At 47.9% G+C, this 19,104-nt stretch carries 18 protein-coding genes, 1 other RNA gene and 1 other annotated feature; of the genes, 5 read left to right on the top strand and 14 right to left on the bottom strand.

Annotated elements, in window-relative coordinates:
- Window positions 1-75: 75 nt before the first annotated feature.
- Both C3B52_RS22570 and C3B52_RS22575 read right to left on the bottom strand, forming a co-directional pair.
- Window positions 76-804, bottom strand: a complete 729-nt coding sequence (locus tag C3B52_RS22570) for a LytR/AlgR family response regulator transcription factor (protein ID WP_103108646.1) — start codon at window positions 802-804, stop codon at window positions 76-78.
- Window positions 804-2,555: a LytS/YhcK type 5TM receptor domain-containing protein gene (locus C3B52_RS22575; protein WP_103108647.1), complete on the bottom strand. Its 1,752-nt coding sequence runs from the start codon at window positions 2,553-2,555 to the stop codon at window positions 804-806. The genes C3B52_RS22570 and C3B52_RS22575 overlap by 1 nt, the downstream gene beginning before the upstream one ends.
- Window positions 2,556-2,686: 131 nt before the next feature.
- Here C3B52_RS22575 and asnB point away from each other — a divergent pair, with 131 nt between their 5' ends.
- Window positions 2,687-4,534, top strand: a complete 1,848-nt coding sequence (gene asnB, locus C3B52_RS22580; protein WP_103108648.1) for an asparagine synthase (glutamine-hydrolyzing) — start codon at window positions 2,687-2,689, stop codon at window positions 4,532-4,534.
- A gap of 30 nt (window positions 4,535-4,564) precedes the next feature.
- Here asnB and C3B52_RS22585 read toward each other — a convergent pair whose 3' ends face one another.
- The 4 genes from C3B52_RS22585 to rnpB form a co-directional block, all read right to left on the bottom strand.
- Window positions 4,565-5,116 carry a DL-endopeptidase inhibitor IseA family protein gene (locus C3B52_RS22585; protein WP_103108649.1) on the bottom strand — a complete coding sequence of 184 codons (552 nt, stop codon included), beginning with the start codon at window positions 5,114-5,116 and terminating at the stop codon, window positions 4,565-4,567.
- Between the two features lie 93 nt (window positions 5,117-5,209).
- On the bottom strand, window positions 5,210-7,246 hold the full coding sequence (locus tag C3B52_RS22590) for a molybdopterin-containing oxidoreductase family protein (protein WP_373419741.1): 2,037 nt from the start codon (window positions 7,244-7,246) through the stop codon (window positions 5,210-5,212).
- Window positions 7,247-7,461: 215 nt separating this feature from the next.
- A complete protein-coding gene (locus C3B52_RS22595) occupies window positions 7,462-9,807 on the bottom strand; it encodes an S-layer homology domain-containing protein (protein WP_103108751.1) in 2,346 nt (781 codons plus the stop codon).
- 237 nt (window positions 9,808-10,044) lie between these two features.
- Window positions 10,045-10,432, bottom strand: an RNA gene (rnpB, locus tag C3B52_RS22600) — RNase P RNA component class B.
- A 161-nt stretch (window positions 10,433-10,593) separates the two neighbouring features.
- Between rnpB and C3B52_RS22605 the strand changes: the two genes are divergently transcribed.
- Both C3B52_RS22605 and C3B52_RS22610 read left to right on the top strand, forming a co-directional pair.
- Complete coding sequence (locus C3B52_RS22605) at window positions 10,594-10,902, top strand: HesB/IscA family protein (RefSeq protein WP_103108651.1); 309 nt, start codon at window positions 10,594-10,596, stop codon at window positions 10,900-10,902.
- Between the two features lie 15 nt (window positions 10,903-10,917).
- Window positions 10,918-11,451, top strand: a complete 534-nt coding sequence (locus tag C3B52_RS22610) for a gamma carbonic anhydrase (RefSeq protein ID WP_103108652.1) — start codon at window positions 10,918-10,920, stop codon at window positions 11,449-11,451.
- Between the two features lie 82 nt (window positions 11,452-11,533).
- On the opposite strand, the gene C3B52_RS22615 is transcribed toward C3B52_RS22610, so the two are convergent.
- The 4 genes from C3B52_RS22615 to C3B52_RS22630 all read right to left on the bottom strand — a co-directional run bounded on the left by C3B52_RS22615 (window position 11,534) and on the right by C3B52_RS22630 (window position 13,621).
- Window positions 11,534-12,010 carry a GNAT family N-acetyltransferase gene (locus tag C3B52_RS22615; protein WP_103108653.1) on the bottom strand — a complete coding sequence of 159 codons (477 nt, stop codon included), beginning with the start codon at window positions 12,008-12,010 and terminating at the stop codon, window positions 11,534-11,536.
- An 81-nt stretch (window positions 12,011-12,091) separates the two neighbouring features.
- On the bottom strand, window positions 12,092-12,406 hold the full coding sequence (locus tag C3B52_RS22620) for a hypothetical protein (protein ID WP_103108654.1): 315 nt from the start codon (window positions 12,404-12,406) through the stop codon (window positions 12,092-12,094).
- Window positions 12,403-12,741 carry a hypothetical protein gene (locus C3B52_RS22625; protein ID WP_103108655.1) on the bottom strand — a complete coding sequence of 113 codons (339 nt, stop codon included), beginning with the start codon at window positions 12,739-12,741 and terminating at the stop codon, window positions 12,403-12,405. Before C3B52_RS22625 ends, C3B52_RS22620 begins: the two co-directional genes overlap by 4 nt.
- Before the next feature lie 199 nt (window positions 12,742-12,940).
- Window positions 12,941-13,621, bottom strand: coding sequence for a DUF1385 domain-containing protein (locus tag C3B52_RS22630; protein WP_103108656.1), 681 nt, complete (start codon window positions 13,619-13,621; stop codon window positions 12,941-12,943).
- 76 nt (window positions 13,622-13,697) lie between these two features.
- On the opposite strand from C3B52_RS22630, the gene yfkAB reads away from it, so the two are divergent.
- Both yfkAB and C3B52_RS22640 read left to right on the top strand, forming a co-directional pair.
- Window positions 13,698-14,813 carry a radical SAM/CxCxxxxC motif protein YfkAB gene (gene yfkAB / locus C3B52_RS22635; protein ID WP_103108657.1) on the top strand — a complete coding sequence of 372 codons (1,116 nt, stop codon included), beginning with the start codon at window positions 13,698-13,700 and terminating at the stop codon, window positions 14,811-14,813.
- Window positions 14,814-14,845: 32 nt separating this feature from the next.
- A complete protein-coding gene (locus C3B52_RS22640) occupies window positions 14,846-15,109 on the top strand; it encodes an alpha/beta-type small acid-soluble spore protein (protein WP_103108658.1) in 264 nt (87 codons plus the stop codon).
- An 81-nt stretch (window positions 15,110-15,190) separates the two neighbouring features.
- Here the strand turns inward: C3B52_RS22640 and C3B52_RS22645 are convergent, their stop codons facing one another.
- From C3B52_RS22645 to C3B52_RS22660, 4 genes are all read right to left on the bottom strand, one after another.
- Entirely contained in the window at window positions 15,191-15,379 is a 189-nt protein-coding gene (locus tag C3B52_RS22645) for a hypothetical protein (RefSeq protein ID WP_103108659.1), read from the bottom strand.
- Between the two features lie 91 nt (window positions 15,380-15,470).
- Window positions 15,471-15,842 (bottom strand): LysM peptidoglycan-binding domain-containing protein, encoded by a 372-nt coding sequence (locus tag C3B52_RS22650; protein ID WP_103108660.1) that lies wholly within the window; start codon window positions 15,840-15,842, stop codon window positions 15,471-15,473.
- Between the two features lie 171 nt (window positions 15,843-16,013).
- Entirely contained in the window at window positions 16,014-17,000 is a 987-nt protein-coding gene (gene trpS, locus C3B52_RS22655) for a tryptophan--tRNA ligase (RefSeq protein WP_103108661.1), read from the bottom strand.
- 104 nt (window positions 17,001-17,104) lie between these two features.
- Window positions 17,105-17,360 (bottom strand) — a binding site (T-box leader).
- A gap of 116 nt (window positions 17,361-17,476) precedes the next feature.
- Window positions 17,477-19,009 (bottom strand): fumarate hydratase, encoded by a 1,533-nt coding sequence (locus C3B52_RS22660; RefSeq protein ID WP_103108662.1) that lies wholly within the window; start codon window positions 19,007-19,009, stop codon window positions 17,477-17,479.
- Between the last annotated feature and the right edge of the window lie 95 nt (window positions 19,010-19,104).

Consider the following 19,104-nt stretch of genomic DNA (forward strand, 5'->3'; position numbering starts at 1 on the left):
AAGCGTGCGTCAAAAGCAGATACCTTATAACAATCTGCAGCAAATCCCGATAAACCGAGCTGGTTATGATGCGCCCTATTGCTCCAAACGCTTTAACAAATCCTTTGCACTCGTACGCGATACGGGAATCCGCAGCCTTCCATCGCCTTTTACTGTCAGGTTGTATGCGCCGTTAAACCACGGCTCCAGCTCTTTGTGGTACTGAAGATTAACCAGATAGCTTTTGTGCGTGCGAAAAAAGTCATAGCCATTCAGCTTTTCTGCCAGCTGAGTCAGCGTCATTTTCGTCGTATATGTATCCGTCTGTGTGCTGATCTGGACAAAGCGCTCTTCGCGAACCGCATATACAATCGTGGCAGGATCGATCACGACGAGTCTGTTGTTTTCTTCGACCAGTAGCTTGGAGCGCTTCGCGTGCACGGCTTCCGTCTTATGCTGGACCAAGCGCTCGCGAATTCTTTGCAGGGTTTCTGCTAATCTGCGTGGCTCTGTCGGCTTTAATAAATAATCGACAGCGCGTAGTCCGAATGCATTGACCGCAAACTCTTCGTACGCGGTACAGAATACGATAAGTGGCTGCTGCTTGCGAGAAGTGAGCATTCTTGCGGCTTGGTCACCCTCCAGCTCTGGCATTTTGATATCGAGAAAAACGACATCTGGCTGGTGCTCATCCACCATGTACAGGAGTTCCCGTCCATTTGTTGCATAAGGAAGCAGCTCAACATCCTGCTCCTGCTGCAACAGATAGATTAGTTCTTCACGAGCCAGTCGCTCATCTTCTGCGATCATGATACGAATCGGCATCAGGCACTCTCCTCTTTTTGAATCGGTATCGTAAATGTAATATGACAACCACCCTCTGGCTTATTGCTGAAAACAAGCTTGGCTCCTGGCCCCATCAAGCTGACTAATCGAGAATTAACGTTATGCACACCAATACCGTTGCCCTCCCCGCCTTTCATCGGGACACTTCCTAAAATCGGCAACAGCTCAGGTGGAATCCCTCTTCCGTTGTCCTCCAGATCAAAAACAACCTGAGAATCTGTTTTCTTCACAGCCAGATTAATTTCGCCACCAGTAGGCATGTTTTGCAAGCCGTGATGGATACTGTTTTCGATCAAGGGCTGCAAGGTTCCTGGCGGTATCATTGCCTCCTCTATCCCCTCGTCGACGTGACAGTTGATCACGAGCTGCTCTGAAAAACGAATCCGCACAATTTCCAGGTAGGCATTAACATGATCCAGCTCCTGCCTGACAGAGACAAGCGGACTTGAGGTCAGCTTTAAATTAAGGCGCATGAACGTACCTAGCTGTATTGTCATATGACGGGCAAGCTGTGGGTCAATACGAATTAACGTCACAATCGAATTTAGTGTGTTAAACAAAAAATGCGGATGAATTTGGGCTTGTAGCATGCGCAGCTCGGCATCCTTCATCAGCCCCTTCATTTTTTCGGTCAATGCCAATGTCATTTGATTGGCGATTAGATTACTAAGTCCTCTCGCCAAAGCTTCCTCTACCTTGCCAATTTGCTGAGGACGGCGAAAATAGAGCTTGATCAAGCCGATAACGGTTCCTCCCTCACGAATCGGAAGCAGAATGGCCGCTTGCAGCGTACAGTTTTTGTGTGCGCAGCCTATACTCTCTCTGCCATACCCTTTCTCAATTCCTCCGCTAAACATAGCTCGCCGCTCAAAATCACTCTGGACCTGGGCTCCAGGCAAATGATGATCGGCTCCAGCTCCTACGTGGGCGAGTAGCTGCTTGCGGTCCATAACTGCCACAGCCGCTGCTTTCACCTCAAGCTGGAGCAACAGCGCTGCTGCTTGCGCCGTTTGTGGCGTGAGTCCCATTTGCAGATGGGGCTGAATTCTTTCCGCTATCTTAAAAGCTCGTTCTGCTTCCAATGCTGCAGATCGTTCCTCTTCCTGCAAGGCGACGCGAATCATCGTTGTAAAAATGGCGATGGATATGCTGTTCGTAAGCACCATCGGCACACCAATGATATTGACCATCGTCCGTACAAGGTCAGGTGGTCCAGCCATGATCAGCAGCAGGGACATTTGGATGACCGGGGCAAACATGCCGATGAACAGCGCCTTTGATGGTGAAATGACGCGCTCCTGTGAAAAGAAGCGAGCTACATATCCGGCCAATAGTCCCGTAATCGGAATAGAAAGCCCGATCGGCACCGCGCCGAATCCACCCATCTGAAAGACGTGAAAACCTGCAATGATGCCCGCTCCCAAGCCTACCAGCGGTCCACCCAGCAAGCCACCGATTACGACCCCAACGAGCGTAGAGTTGGCAATAATTTCGTCTGCGCTCAGCTGAAAAATCCAGAAGGCCGGCAAATAGCCTGATTCTCCGACCACAACTCCCGCGTATGTACCCGCAATCCCGAACAGACCAAACATGAGAGAAAAAGCAATCGAGGTCCCCATGTGCAATTCCCGGTCCAAGAGCTGGCGAAATAAAGGAATTCGCGTCAAAATAAAAGCCAAAGTCAAAAGGATACCCATTCTCTCTATGAGTAAAAGTGTGAGATTGTCCACCGCACCCTCCACATATGTGTAAATCTTCTATAAATTCCGCTTTTTATTGTCATTTCCCTGCTGGACAGACAATTCATCTGGGCTTTTCGCATACGCTGAGTGTGCAAAAGCTTCAGGGAAGGGTGATCATAATGTGTGGAATTGTCGGTTGGATTGATTGGGAAAAGGACCTTTCCCAGGAGCTGCCTGTTATTCAGAAAATGACCCAATGCCTGACAAAACGCGGTCCGGACGCAGAGGGCTTTTGGCTGAATTCCCGCGTGGCTTTCGGCCATCGCCGCTTAGTCGTGGTCGACCCTAGCGGTGGACTGCAGCCTATGACCGCATGCAAAAGCGAGCATGCCTGCACGATGATTTACAATGGTGAATTGTACAATACCGAGGATTTGCGCCATGAGCTGATTGCGGCAGGCCACACCTTTCAATCACATTCGGATACAGAGGTGCTCTTGCATAGCTATTTGGAGTGGGGTCACGACTGCCTGACCAGGTTAAACGGCATTTTTGCTTTTGCCATCTGGGATGAGCGCGAGCAAAGACTGTTTGTTGGTCGTGACCGCATGGGGGTAAAGCCACTCTTTTACGCGCAGCGTGGCAGTTCGTTTCTGTTCGCCTCCGAGCTAAAATCTTTGCTTGCCCATCCTGATGTAAAGCCCGTCCTCTCTCGTGAGGGGCTTGCTGAAGTGTTCGGCATCAGCCCTGCTCGCACTCCCGGTCATGGCGTTTTCCACGATGTCCATGAGCTTCGGCCCGGCTGCTTCCTGACAGTAACCCGCGATGGCGTGCGTCAAAAGCGCTACTGGCAGCTAGAGAGCCGTCCCCACACTGATGATGCCCTGCAAACCGCCATGCGCGTCAAGGAATTGGTAACTGACTCCATCCAGCGTCAGCTCGTAGCGGACGTTCCTGTCTCTACCCTATTGTCCGGGGGACTTGATTCAAGCATCATCACCGCTGTCGCAGCCGATACGTTCAAGCGTGAGGGGCGAGGCACACTTCACAGCTATTCGATCGACTATGTGGACAATGCTCGCCACTTTAAATCGAGCGCCTTTCAACCAAATGAAGATGCTCCCTATGTACGGCTTGTCTCCGAATATTTGGGTACCCAGCATCATACGATCGAATTCGATACCGGGGCAGTCGTCGATGCCTTGAAAATTGCCACGATTGCCCGTGACCTACCAGGAATGGCCGATGTAGATGCTTCCCTGTATTTATTTTGCCGCGAAATCAAAAAAGAGACGACAGTCGTCCTCTCAGGTGAGTGCGCCGATGAAGTGTTTGGGGGCTATCCTTGGTTCCACCGCGAGGATCTTCTGCATGCTGGTACGTTTCCATGGTCCAGGGCTACCAAAGAACGGGCCTCTTGGTTATCCCCCGAGCTTCGAGACTGGGTGAAGCCCGAAGAGTATGTGGCGATGCGCTATGAGGAAACATTGGATGAGGTGCCGCAGCTTCCAGGAGAAAATCCGCTAGAGGCACGTCGCCGGGAAATGTTTTATCTCAATATTACCTGGTTTATGAATACACTGTTAGACCGCAAAGACAGGATGAGCATGGCAGCCAGTCTGGAAGCTCGGGTCCCCTTTTGCGATCATCGCATTGTGGAGTACGTCTGGAATATCCCATGGAGTATGAAGAATTACGGAAATCGGGAAAAAGGCATATTGCGCAAGGCAATGGAAGGAACATTGCCAGACGAGGTACTCTATCGCAAAAAAAGTCCTTATCCCAAGACACATAACCCGGCCTACACAGAAGCAGTCCGCACCTGGCTCCTAGACATCTTGAATGACCCAGCCTCGCCATTGGTGCAATTGGTTGATGTAAAAACGATCCGAAAAATTGCTGAATCAGATGCACAAGCTTCCAGCATTCCTTTTTTCGGCCAATTGATGAGTACCCCGCAGTTGTTTGCGTTTCTCGGACAATTGGATTACTGGCTCCGCGAATACCGCGTTTCGATTATGACCTAACGATAAGGAAAAAACTCCTCGACCCCATAATCATGGGGTTTTGAGGAGCTTTTTCTTGCCTCTGGGCTTTGCTTGCGGCGCGGCCTTTGGATTGATAAACGGTTTCGGCGCGGCAGCAACTGGTCTTGCTGGACGATATCTTTGATCAAGCTGCCTTCCCGAACGCTTCATGATGGTGAAGGAAGTGGCATTTCCTGTTTTGATCAGTCGGTAATCCACAGTGATCTTCTTGCCTTTTCCGATCAAAATCGCTTGGACGACCCGCTGATTGGGAAGGCTCGCTCTTACTTGTACAGATTGTACAGTGGTAGGAAAAGGTGGAATGACACCATAAGGTACACACAGCTTTCCCTTCAAAGAGCGCAGCTGAAGATTTCTGATCATTGCTTCCGTCAATTGCTTTCCCCAATATCGCCGAAAAATTCGGGAGATCTTGCGTTTCGAATTATATTTTTCGGGTAATGGTGTGTAATCCACTCCATTCACCGTGTAGACAGTCTTCCCCATCGGCGAAGATGCAATTTGCGTCCACACATGCTCAGCCGAGCTAATGAACTGCTTGAACATACGCAACTCATCCAAGAAAATTTCACCTCCTCCATAAACCGTATGGAAAAGGGCTTATGCTAGTACGCCCGTTTGTCCTTTTTCATCAGAAAAGGCGCTGGACAGGCGTTAGCATTTTTCAACATCGACCCGACCGGAAAAGAATGTAGCTCCTCCACCCATATCTGCAATCCGATCCGGAGTCAGTGCGTTCACAAAATGCTTGGACTGTGGTGAATCAGCCCATAGCCCCTGACTTACTACTACACCTGGGAGCACATTTTCCCCAACGGATACAACCAACTCGCATTCCCCGCGGTCATTCCACACACGAACGGTGTCGCCCTCTGCAATCCCTGTCTTTGACGCATCACTACTATTCATGTGCAGACGAGGGCTCTTCTCCAGCTTGATGTGCTTCTCATTGTTGGAGAAGGTTGAGTTTAAAAAGTTATGATTCGGTCCGGGAACAAATAAGTAAGGAAACGGTCCATCATCAGGCAATGGAACGTAGGTCGGCAAAGGAGGATATCCTCTGTCTGCCATGAGCTGTGAATACAATTCGATTTTTCCGCTTGGTGTTGCCATTTTCCCTTCAAAATAACCGGCGACATCCGCTTTCATGAAATTGTTTTCGACGAGCGCTTCAAAGGTGATGCCTTCCATATGCGGATTCTGGTTCTCGTGGAGCGCTTGCCGAATAATCTGTTCATCGGTATCCTGGAATTCCTGCTCGTCGTAGCCCATGGCTTGTGCCAGCAAGCGAAATACTTCTGTATTGGACTTGCTTTCGTAGTATGGCTCCATGACTGGTTGCTGTAATTGAATGTAATGGTGCCAATAAGACGTGTAAAAATCCATATTTTCATAGGAGGAGGTCGCAGGCAGGACGATATCTGCATAGCGGGCTGTCTCTGTCAAAAACAAGTCGTGGACGACTGTAAATAAGTCTTCTCTGGCTAAGCCTTCTCTTACTTTGTTTCCTTCAGGCGCAACAAGGGCAGGATTGCTCGTATAAACAAACAGGGAGCGGACAGGTTTCTCTGCTTCAAGCAGCGCTTTTCCGAGTTCATTCATATTGATTATTCTGGTCTGTTTGTTTTTGAGGAGGTCGGGACGCTGTACCGCTTGCTTGTTGTGCTCCAAGAAGCCTTTATTCCCTTTGATTGCCCCTCCCCCTTTCACCAGCCACTGACCTGTTAGAGCCGGCAAACAGGCGATCGTACGGACACACATACCGCCGTTGTCATGATGCTGAATGCCATTTCCGATGCGGATAAAAGAAGGCGAAGTCTCGCCGTACATCCTGGCCAAGCGATAGATGCTTTCGACTGGTACACCTGTAATCGCGGATACAGTAGTAGGATCATACTGGGCGACATGCTCGCGAAGCTGCTCGTGACCGACCGTGTACTGCTGTAAAAAGGCTTCGTCTACCAAATTTTCTGCGAATAAAATATGCATCATTCCGAGAGCAAGTGCACTGTCTGTACCGGGGAGAATCGGGATAAACCAGTCTGCCCAGCGACCTGTCTGATTTTTATGCACGTCAATCACGATGATTTTGGCGCCGTTTTTACGGGCTTGCTCTGCCAGTACCACCTGATGCATATTTGTACTGACGGTGTTGATTCCCCACATGATGAACAGCTTGGAGTGGATCGTGTCTTCTGGGTCGGTACCGAATGCGCCGCCCATCGTATAGTTATAACCTACACCGCCTGCACTATTGCATATCGTCCGATCCAACTGGCTGGCGCCCATACGATAAAAGAAGCGGCGATCCATGCCCTCCACGTTAATCCTGCCCATATTCCCGTAAAAGCTGTAGGGCAATATACTGGTCGGTCCATCTGCTTCAATCAGCTCACGCCAGCGTGTGGTGATCGTTTCGATCGCTTCCTCCCAGCTAATTCTGGTAAACTGACCGCTGCCTTTGGGTCCAACTCGTTTTAACGGATAAGAGAGGCGCTTCTCATCATAAATACGCGCTGTCATGTTTCTGACCTTATTGCAAATATTTCCTTTGGTTACCGGATGATTTGGATCGCCCTCGATTTTTATAATTTTCCCATCCTGCTTATGCAAGAGCAGGCCGCACTGATCAGGACAATCGAGCGAACAAACGCCAGGAAATACGCCATTCTTTTGTGTGGTAAAATTCACGACAAGTCCCTCTTTCGCTATTAGGATCTCCATGCTTTTTACTATTTCCGTGTATACGAATCGAAAAACAGAGAATTCTCTCTTTCTTCTTACATTTTATCATGAATGTTACGGCATTTCTCTTACTTCCGTCTTAATTTCCAATGTATGAGAAAGAGGCGCCACTCTCAACTATTCGTCGCAGGGTGATCGCCTCTTATAATGGTGAACTTTACTTATCGTTTCAGAACAACGATGACGTACACTTGACCAGCATCGTTTACCCACAAATCAACTTTATCGGTCGATTTGATATTGTCCAGACTCATGGTAGAGCCATCGTAATATTTTGCTTTCGCATCCTTTGTAAGCTTGAGGCTTGTAGAATCATCCGCGTAGTATACATATTTGTCGCCATTCACACGGGATTCGATACCGATGAATTTTTCTGCCTCTTTTGTTTTCTTCCCTTGGACAGAAGCAGCGATGACCTCTCCGTCACGATCCAGGGTCAGTGTCACGTATTCAAACTGATCCACGTCTTCTACTGCATCCTCATTGCTCACCTTGTACGTCTTGCCATCGACTTCTACTTTTGCCGAAATGACGCTGCCGTTTTCATGGCGAACCTCTACTGAATCGACCAAGCCGCTGATTTTTTTCGCTGCTCCAGATACCGCTTTAACTTTTCCTGCATTATTTAATACGAGCGTGTACTCTTTATCATTGTTTGCTGCATCGCTGTCAATCGATACGCCTGAAGCCAGTTCGTACACGTCACCGTTCACTGTAATTTTATTGCCTGATTTCTTTGTAACATAACCTTTTACCGTTTGCTTCTCTAGCGTCAGCTCCACAATATCATTGGTACCGACGTTGTACTTCCAGGTGATGATCCGATAATCATTGAGCTGATCTTGTTTGATCGAAGTAGGGGAAACACTGCTTCCATCTATCGTCAGCTTGGCAGAAGCCAGTAGATCGTATGTCTTGCCGTCTACTTTAATGGTTGCAAGCTTGGCAGGATTGCCCGCTTGATAGCCAGTTGTGCCAGAAATCTGCTTGTTGCTAGCTGCCCCGACACCTTGCTCAACCTTAATCAGGTTGCCGTCTTCATCAAATGTCAGGATCGCTACCTTGTTGCTCGACAGCTCATCCAGTTCATCTACTCTTTTTTCATCGACGTAGAGTTTGGTATCGCGCAATACATCATAGTCGACCTTGTCGATCGTAATCAGATTCTCATCGGTATCCACAGTAATCGTGCCTGTCGCAGAGAGCTTTGTATACACGATATTTGTTACTTTTCCATCTACATTCAAGGTCAGCTCCACGAGATCGCCTTTTTCCAAATCGCTGTAGTCAGCCGCTGTCTCTTTGGCCTTTGGATGTGCTTTTCCTTTTACTGTAGCTTTGGAATCCAGTACATACGTGGTTCCGTCTAGCTTGATTTCTTTTTTCGCATTGGAGCCGGTAACAGTCGAAAGCTTCTCTACGATTCCCGACGTTGTATTTTTGTTGAAGCTAATCGATTCAATTATGCCATTCTTACCAACTACGGCAACAAACTTCTGGCCAATTTGGGAGCGCGACACGCTTACTCCATCCTCTACTTCGAGGATGACCTCTTTATTGCCTACGATTGCTTTGAATTTGTTTTCATCTCCAACGGCTGTAGTGAAGTTCAGCCCTGTCTTCACGATACCCTCGATGATTTCATCTTCGGTCGTCGAAACGGTCAGGAAATTCGCCTTGCCATTTTTCACAATGTACTCAACACGAGCTCCTACGACAATTGTGCCGTATACTTGGGCAGAATCCGAGATCGTCACGTCGTCTTTTTCTCCGATCAATCTGAACTTCTTGTTTGTTTTATCGTAGGAAGCGATTGTTCCTTTGATGACCGGGAGCTTTTGAATGGTTCCTTTAGCGTTCCCATTCCTGTCATAATACGCGCCATTGGCGTACACTGGCGTTTCCATAAAACGATCTGTATACTTTGCAACCACATCTCGTTTTGCCGCCGTTATTGGAGACTCTTCGTTACCATAAATCCCTACTTTGTCCGCTTCCAGCAAATAAGGGAAATACCATTCGCCAGCTGTCGACGTATTTACATTAATCTTCAGTCCTTGGACGAGAACAGTAAGTGCCTCTGAAACTTTTACATTGTTTTCTGGCTTGAAGGTCCCGTCTGGATAGCCTTTGATAATTCCTTGGGAAACGGCCAGGTTTATGTAGCCAGTCGCCCAGTGATTGGATGGCAAGTCTTTGAAAGCCGTCTTGCCTTGCATGACTTTTGCCTGTTCATCTGTGTAGCCCATCGCCAATACCGCAATCTTGGCAAATTCTGCCCGTGTCACTTCTCGATCCGGTCTGAAGGTACCGTCCGTGTACCCTTTTAGAACACCTGCATAATTCAGTTTCAGAATGGCGTCCTTGTTCGCATTTTTAGCAATATCGGATAGTGGTAGCGACGTCGCAGCCATTCCTGTATTCGGTATGACCAAAAGCCCAGCCAATATCGCACCTGTTACTATTTTTTTCAAATCCTTGGCAGATCGTGCCCTAAAGTTCTGCAAAAGAATCCCTCCACCATGTTTGTTTTTACATCCGCTGATGCCCGCCAATCTATGCCCCTTTTGATCAAATGTCAGAAGTGCAAGTCGTAGAACTACTTTTTTTGCCGAGCGCTCTATTTGACGTGAGCATGCTTAAGAATGTTGCACCCATTTTCTCTGGGAACTTCTTCCGGGCGAATGTAAACGCAAAAAAACCGCCTGAAAATCAGACGGTTTTACTTTCGTTCCAGCAGGAAATGCTATAAGCCAGGTTCTGTCTCTCCCGTGCTTCAAGCGGGATATACTCCCTCGCACCAAGAGCGGTAGCCATCTATCTATGGCATCCAAGGATACCATCCGCCCCTCTGTTTGATTCCTTTGGGACGGTTCCCCTACCTAATTTGGGTTTCTCGCTCGCAGGGTTTACCGCGTTCCATCTTTTCTGTCGCCAGAAAAGCTACGTTTCTGTGGCACTTTCAGCGTACTCGGGCCTCAGAGAGAGCCCTTTCCACGCCGTCAGCTAGACGAAGCTAGCTGCCCTGGCTTGCACCAGGTACGAACACTCCAAGCATCTCAGCCTGGGCGAGCCTGGACTTTCCTCTACCGTCAATCGTCGAAACGATCACGGCAGCGACTACCCACATTTCCTGCGTATCGGGATCAGTAATACATACTCTATCACATGGGTGTACGTCGGTCAACACATGGACATTGGGAAAACAGCCATATTCTAACAAACTGCGTCCTTCTCATTCGTTCATTTGCCGAACCTGTAGTACAATAAAGAGGCTACAAGGAGGGTTGACCGTGATAACCATTACGCCGCATGCAGCCGCACGACTGACTCTGATGATTGCGGAAGAACGCGATGCAGACGCGCTAGGGATCAAGCTTGTCCCTACAACTACTGGGTGTGGCAGCTACACCTACAGTATTGCGATCACAGAAAAACAGCCTGGCGATCTAGTCCAGGAAATGCATGGCATTCGCATTTTTTATCAAAAAATGGATGTGGAAAAAGTAACGGGAACTGTGATTGATTGTGACGTGAAATCAGGCCGTTTTTCGATCACACACCCTCTTCCGCTGCAAACGGATTGCCCGCATACCCACTAACTAGGAGGATTTATTATGTTACTGCTTACGTTTGAGGATCATAAACCGCGCATTCATCCATCTGTTTTTCTTGCCAAAGGCTCTGTCGTTTCAGGTGACGTAGAAATTGGCGAGGATTCTTCTATTTGGTACAACACCGTGATCCGTGGAGATATTGCTCCCACCGTCATCGGCAAACGGGTTAGTGTTCAAGACAACAGCACCCTGCACCAAAGCCCTAACAATCCACTTATCCTCGAAGACGAGGTTACGGTTGGTCATAATGCGATTTTACATAGCTGCATCGTACGTCGCGGCGCACTGATCGGTATGGGCGCCATCATCATGGACAAAGCCGAGATTGGCGAGGAAGCCATGGTTGCTGCTGGTGCACTGGTTCCACCTGGTATGAAGGTGCCACCACGCTCTCTCGTCGTAGGTAACCCGGCAAAGGTAAAGCGCGAGCTGACTGAAGCCGATTTTAACGAGCTGGTTCGGATTCGCCAATCCTACGTGGATAAAGGCAAAATGTATCGCATGCTGGAGGAAAGTCCACTGGAGCGGGTATAGCCCTTATTTCTTGATAAAAAGATAAGACTAAAACGCGCAATAGGTTTTAGTTCTTTTCTTTTTTGTTTGGAAACATGACCGATCAAATCGACAGACAGAAGATGAGCTGCTCACCAATAGGTCCCATTCTTCGCTTGCCTGTATCTGAAAATCCCGCCTGCAAATACAGTTTTTGGGCGGGGATATTTTTATGATTCACAGCCAGCACGATTTCATTACAGGTCGGAAATTCGACCTTCACAAATTCACGTAGCAAAAGCATGCCCCGTTTTGCATAGCCCTTGCCTTGTTCGGCGTGATTAATTGAAAACGAGGTTAACAACATCGCTTGCGGATTTTCCGAATACTCTTTTACCCGGTCGGTTGCGTGCAACAAAAAGAATCCTACAGGCTTCGTATCACTCTCAATTACAATCCGGTGCTGTCCTGCTGTTACTTCCGTTATTCTTTGGGGAAGGGATGTAAACTGCTCCTGCTCCTCGGGGAGCTCAAACTTTCGAAGTGCATCCTCATGATGAATTGCAAAATGCATTAATGTTACGTTCGAAGCATGATCCATCGGTTAAATGACTCCTCTTTTTTGTCCATCATAACACAAGAACATACATTCGTCATTTGTGTTTTCCCGAGCTGAATTAGCTCAGCTTTCTGCCTGTTGTTCAAAATACGCTGCCGGGTCGTTAATATCGTTTTCGATAAAAACTCTCGCCCAGTCGCGAAACATGCTCACATACATATCGTCATCCAACAAGCCGTTTTCTTTCAGACTTGCTATATGTGAGAGCTCAGCTAAGCTCCCTTCTTTTTGCACGGTATTTTTTCCTACATCAATTCGTACCGTCATCACAACCCTTTCCTCGTACAGCACTCTCGCTGTCACGAGCTTTTGCACTAAATCTACGTGCGGATAATCCGTTTTAATTCCAGTTGGCCGAAACTCGGTATAACCTCTCACATGCACACCCCATTATTATAAAATCTGACAACACCACGCCGAAGGGTAGACGCAATACGCCCCAGCTTTTTTGTCGACTCGATAATTTCCTGTTTTCCTCTGGCGTAGATTTCCTGCGAATCCATTTCGTAGAGAGGATCAACAGCAGTCGCCATATAGCCCAAGCGATTCGCTCCTGCAGTAAAAGATGAAGCACCTGCTCCCACGTCGAGGATCGGACCTCGTCCCAAAAGCTCCTTGGTCAGCGAAAACATGTCCATGTACTCTTGGTACGATCGGCATGTCATCGCTACTCCTACCTGCTCGTAAACACCTTGATTCTTTTCCAGACTCATCTCAGCTCAACTCTCCTCTACTCATTCTTTTCTTCTGCTCTCGGCTCGGCTCTTGTGTTTCTTTTCGCTTTAGCAAGTTAGCGAAACAGTCTAAATTTTACCAAAGTGGCTGCTATCCTACAAGCTCCTCTGTGTGGTCGAGCATGGAAAAAAGAAAAAACGGCGTACATAAAACAACGCCGTCTTCCCCTGAAATATATTAAGCTGCCTGCTTTCGATCCACTTCACGTATATGCTCAAACAAGATGTATGAGCGAATTGCAGTCTCCAGATGGATGCGATCAGGCTCCTTCGTTGTGAAGTACTTTTGAAAGAAACCAGAGAGCCTATAAATAAAACCACAGTATTTACGCAACACTCGGTCTCCAAACATTCCTGCTAACAGTCCGATGACTCCACAAGCAATACTGTATTCCAGAGGCAAAAAGAATGCCGAAAGTACAAAGCCAGTGAAAAACCAGACCACCAAATTCGTTGAGCACCCGTCGTTTACAATGTCTGCACGGGCAATTTCATTTAGTGCGGTGAGGGACTTTTTCCCATGATAGCTAAATACCTTGTGCTCTGCTCCGTGAAATTTTTTCATCATACGCGGAAAAACAAAGTGAAAGCCGCCGATATAGACCGCCACCCACAGTGGACTTACGATTTCCCAAGCCGGATTTACGAGTGTTGCTACGACATAACCGGCAAGCATCAAGTGAAAGAGCTGGTAATACCATGGAAAGGAAAAAAAGATACGGTACCACAGTTTGCCAATCGTCCGAATCGAAATTTTTTCCGCCCACAAATGTATGACGCCATCTCTCACTTCGGCACAAGCCAGCACATTGCGATCATGAAAAAGCACTCCGCGTCCAAAAGACATTCCCATAATCATCTCGTTAGCTATTCTCCTTCCGCTCTAATGTCGTTATAATAGGTTGAATGTACGCAGTATGAAGGAGGTTTCACAATTGATCCGCATGGTTCCAACTACACCACTAACACCTGGGCACGATCCATGGGAGCCGTTGTTAGGTGCGACACCGCCCGCCTATAAGCTAACCAGCGTCGAATTTACCGTCACAAATCTATGTAACCTCCGCTGTGAGCATTGTGCGGTTGGTGATACATTGCGATATAAGGACGATCCCGCTCTGCCAGTTGATCTGATTCTTCGTCGATTAGATGAAGCAAAAGACCTGCTTACTCTCAGTATAACAGGCGGAGAACCGATGTACAGCGAGCGGACTGTGAAAGAAGTGATTCTTCCGATCCTTCGCTATGCGACAGACCGCGGTCTGCGTACGCAGATCAATTCCAACATGTCGATGCCGTTTTCGCGCTATGAGCTGATTCTGCCTTACATAGATGTCATGCACATTTCATGGAACTGGTCTACTCCCGAAGAATTCCATGATATTGTTTACGCAAAAGCAAGACAGTCGGTTTCATCCAAACAGGCAGAAACTCTTTTTCACGGCATGATCGAAAATGCAAGGAAGCTTTCGGAGGCAGGAGTTTTTGTTTCTGCGGAGACAATGCTGAATCATCGAACATGGCCGAAGCTTGAGATTCTTCATCGACAAATTCAGGAAATGGGCAGCAAAAGACATGAGGTGCATCCGATGTACGCCAGTGATTTTGCACGTGATCTGGATGTTTTGTCGCTTGAAGAACTTCGCCTGGCTGTTCATCGGATGCTTGATGTTCGCAACGAGGAGCTCTGGATGCTGTTTGGCACGTTGCCGTTTTTTGCATGCAGTCCATTGGAGGCGGACCGCGAACTGATCCACCGTCTGCGTGAAGCCAAAAATGTCACGACCCGTAACGATCCTGATGGACGCAACAGACTCAATATCAACATTTTTACCGGTGATGTGATTGTTACCGACTTCGGTGATGTCGAGCCGCTGGGCAACATTCAGACAGAACCTTTGCAATCGATGTTTGCAAAATGGCAGAAGCACACACTCAACCAAAAAATCAATTGCTTCTGTCCTGCGGCTTCATGTGCAGGACCGAATTTGCTCGTAGCCAATACGTACTATCCGCAGATTGATTTTAGAAAGCGCAAAGCTTTGGTCTAATTGGGCAACCTATGGACAGAGGTGAATACTACATGAGTAGACGCAGACGTCCTCTTGTCCCCCATGCTCGAAGCGGACTTGATTCCCTGAAAGCCCAAGTAGCAAACGTAGATAACCCTGACCAAGCAAAGTATGAAATTGCCCAGGAGATGGATATCCCGCTGCAGCATGGCTATAACGGCCAACTCCCTTCTCAAGCAGCCGGACGCATCGGTGGTCGACTAGGCGGAGACATGGTCAAGGAATTGGTTCGTATGGGTATGCAAGCGATGAAGCAACAAGGAAACAAATCATGACAACCTTGGGAAAAAAGAAGGAACCGCCTCCAAGAAACTGGAAGCGGTTCTTTTGCGTTCTCCTGCTAAGCTCCGCAGAATTTAGCGGAGTCGATCGAGCTTCTTCGCACTTGATTTACGCGGACCAAGCATCGTCCGACTAATATTGTTCACTTTATGGAACGAATCAAATACTTGGTCGATCACTTCTACCAGTTCCCTGATCTGCACCACTTTTCCATAGACGCCCATGAAATGGTGTCTTACGTTTTTTCCGTTTATCCCAAACATGGCCGCACCTCCTTCTGATCTCTACTACCACCATATGCACAAAGGGTGTAAGTGGAAATCGAGAATACAGGGAAAATTACTTCAGCTGCGCCTATTGACGCGGCTGCGCAGTTCCTGGCGGACGTGGACGGGGTGGTTGCGTTGGCGGTGGTGGAGCTGGACGCTCCAGACGAGTGACACGAGTCTCTAAACGGGTAACCCGATTTTCCAAGCGATCAACGCGGTCACTCAATCTCGTATAGTCATCACGAAGTGCATCCACACGTCTTTCCAAACGGTCAAGCCTGCGATCTACGGTATCAGTTGGTGCTGGTGTCGTTGCAACGGGGATATACAGGTTTTGACCAACGTAAATGTAATACGGGTATGCAATATTATTTACACGGATCAACTCCTGAACCGGGACGCCAAAACGGGAAGCGATGCTGTTCAGTGTATCTCCCGAACGGACTACATAGTTCACGTATGACCACTCCTCCATGGTTTTATATACGTTATTAACCTATGCCCGCCTGGACCTAGTGGAAATAAACCAATACCCATTTTTCGAAGAATAGTCAATTACCCAGTATATTCGCCGTTGCAGGCGCTGTCATTCAAAGGCTCGGCTTTTGATCATAAACCAAGTTGTTACTCAGAAATAGTTCATGCTCATCGCCTCACGTATTTCTTGCATGGTTTCCTTTGCTGCAAGTCGCGCTTTTTCTGTACCAGACATCAGAATCTCGTCGACTCTTTTCGGATTATTTTGGTACACAATTCTGCTTTCCCTCATTGGCTCTAGTAAATTGTTGATCGATTGCGTAATTTTTTGCTTGCATTCGGCACATCCGATTTGGCCCTTTTTGCAGCTTTCATAAATTTCAGCGGAGCCTTCTTCCCGAAAAGCTTGGTGATAAGCGTAGACGGGACACACTTCAGGATTGCCGATATCCGTTTTGTGAATCCTGGCAGGGTCCGTCTTGGCTTTTTTTAGCTTCTCACTGACCTCTTCCGCGGTGGAATCCAACTGAATGGCATTTCCAAGGCTCTTGCTCATTTTATTGTTTCCATCGAGTCCAACGAGTCGTGGAACCTCTCCAACTAGTGCTCTTGGTTCTACCAATACAGGCGTATACAGCTGGTTAAAGCGCCGCACGATTTTTCTGGTTTGTTCAATGTGAGGTACCTGGTCCTCTCCGACCGGGACCAGTGTTGCCTTGCAAAACGTAATATCTGCTGCTTGACTTACCGGATAACCAAGAAATCCATAATACATATCCTGAAATCCGCGTTCCAATGCTTCTGCTTTAATCGTAGGATTGTGACGTAAGGAATTGACTGTCACAAACATGGAAAAGTATGTCGCAAGCTCAGCAATCTCCGGAATCAAAGACTGGATAAATATGGTTGCTTTATCTGGGTTCATTCCTACGGCTAAATAGTCCAACGCTACATTGCGCAGGTTCTCCTTGATCAACTCCGGGTTTTCGAAGTGGGTAGTCAGCGCTTGAACATCTGCCAGGAGCAAGTATGTTTCATACTGATGTTGCAGCTCCACTCGGTTCTTTAAGCTGCCAACGTAATGTCCAAGGTGAAGTTTTCTCGTAATCCGATCCCCTGTTAAAATACGCTCTTTCATTTCTGATCCTCCCTAATAATTGGCTTATGTCGCGTACATTTGAGAACCACCAACCGTCATCCATGGACATCCCCCCTTTCAAAGAATACAAAAAACCCCGCCCAACAAAGGACGAGGTTATCGTGGTACCACCTTTTTTAATCGCAAAAATGCGATTCACTCTAAAGTACGGCAAGAACAAAAAATCCTTGCGATACTCCTCTCTTGATAACGGCGAGAGAATCCCGGCAACGCCTACTTGTTGTTCAACGAAGCGACTCAGAAGCCCATTCGGTATCAGGTGAGGATCGGTTCGCAGCAACCACCGACTCTCTGGACCTCATGATCTGATACGTACTTGCTCTTCTTCAACATCGTTAATCCGTTCGTATATGATTTCCACAATAGTAAACGGAAGTAATCAAGAAATCAACTGAAACTTTATGAAAAAACCTCCAGCTGCACTCCTCGTGCGCCAGAGGCTTTCCACAATCTTTTTATTTGAATACGGGTTCTGCGAATTGAGCCAATTTCTCGAGGGAGGATTTCTCTACATCAGCATGCAAGCTGTTTCCGTGTGAATCCATCGTTACAATCGCAGCAAAGCCTTTTACGCGCAGATGCCACATTGCTTCCGGAATACCGAATTCCATGAAGTCGACACCTTCTACTTTTTCCAAGCATTCCGCATAATATTGAGCGGCTCCACCGATCGCATTGAGGTAAACAGCTCCATGCTCACCCAGTGCTTTCAGCGTTTTCGCACCCATGCCGCCTTTACCGATCACAGCGCGGATACCGAACTTCTTGATAATATCGCCTTGGTATGGCTCCTCGCGAATAGAGGTAGTTGGACCTGCGGCTTTTACATGCCACTCGCCAGCTTCATCCTTGAGCATAACCGGACCGCAGTGATAAATAATTCCGCCATTCAGATCTACTGGGCAATCGTTTTCCATCAGGTAGCTGTGCAGGGCATCACGTCCTGTGTGCATTTCACCATTGATGATGACCACGTCGCCTACCTTCAGGCTGCGGATTTGCTCTTCGGAAATCGGTGCTTGCAGAACAACTTCACGACGAGTTTCTCCAGCTTCAGCAGTTGCTGCTGGAGTGAGGTCCATCTCCACTACTTCGTCTTTATACAGGTAGCGCTTGATCTCGCCTGTCTCTGGGTTAAGTCGTACGCCTTGACGACGGAATGCCCAGCAGTTGTACGCTACAGAAACGAAGAAGCTTGCTGGCAGGCGGTTTTCAACACCGATCTTACAGCCGAGCAGCGTAGCGTTTCCGCCAAAGCCCATGGTTCCGATACCCAATTGGTTCGCAGTTTCCATGATGTAGTCTTCCAGCTTGGCCAAATCAGCGTTTGGATTTACATCGTCCACGCGGCGGAACAATTGATGTTTCGCGAGTGCGTATCCAGATGTACGGTCTCCACCGATCCCAACACCGATGAAGCCCGCACTGCAGCCTTGACCTTGTGCTTGGTAAACCGCATGCAGGATGCATTTGCGAACGCCATCCAGATTGCGTCCCACTTTGCCGAGGCCTTCGAGCTCACAAGGCAGAGAATATTGAATGTTCTTGTTCTCACAGCCGCCGCCCTTGAGGATCAGCTTGATTTCAATATCGTCCTCTTCCCATTGTTCAAAATGGATCACAGGAGTACCAGGACCGAGGTTGTCCCCGCTGTTTGCTCCTGTTAAGGAATCAACAGAGTTGGAACGCAGCTTGCCTGTTTTTGTAGCTTCAACAATTGCTTCTTTAATTGCCTTTTTAATAATAATTTGGTTAACTCCCACTGGAGTTTTTACCTCGAATGTCGGCATGCCTGTGTCCTGACAGATTGGGGAAACATTCTCTTCTGCCATGACCACGTTTTGCGCGATTGTGGACAAAGAGATCGCTGCGCGTGTGCCCAAATCTTCATTTACTTTTGCAGCATTGACGGCACGACGTACGTCTGGTGGCAGATTTGTGGAGGTATCCGTAATCAGTTCCAGGATGCTTTGCTTCAAGTTTTCCATCTATGACGCCCCTTTTGACGAAGTGGTGTGATTGGTATCCTAAACCGCCTACTATTATAGCACATGCTGTCCTACCTGTCCGTAGATTGCAGCCC

It is taken from the genome of Brevibacillus reuszeri (genome assembly GCF_002897295.1).
In the GTDB taxonomy this organism is placed as follows: Bacteria; Bacillota; Bacilli; order Brevibacillales; family Brevibacillaceae; genus Brevibacillus; species Brevibacillus reuszeri_A.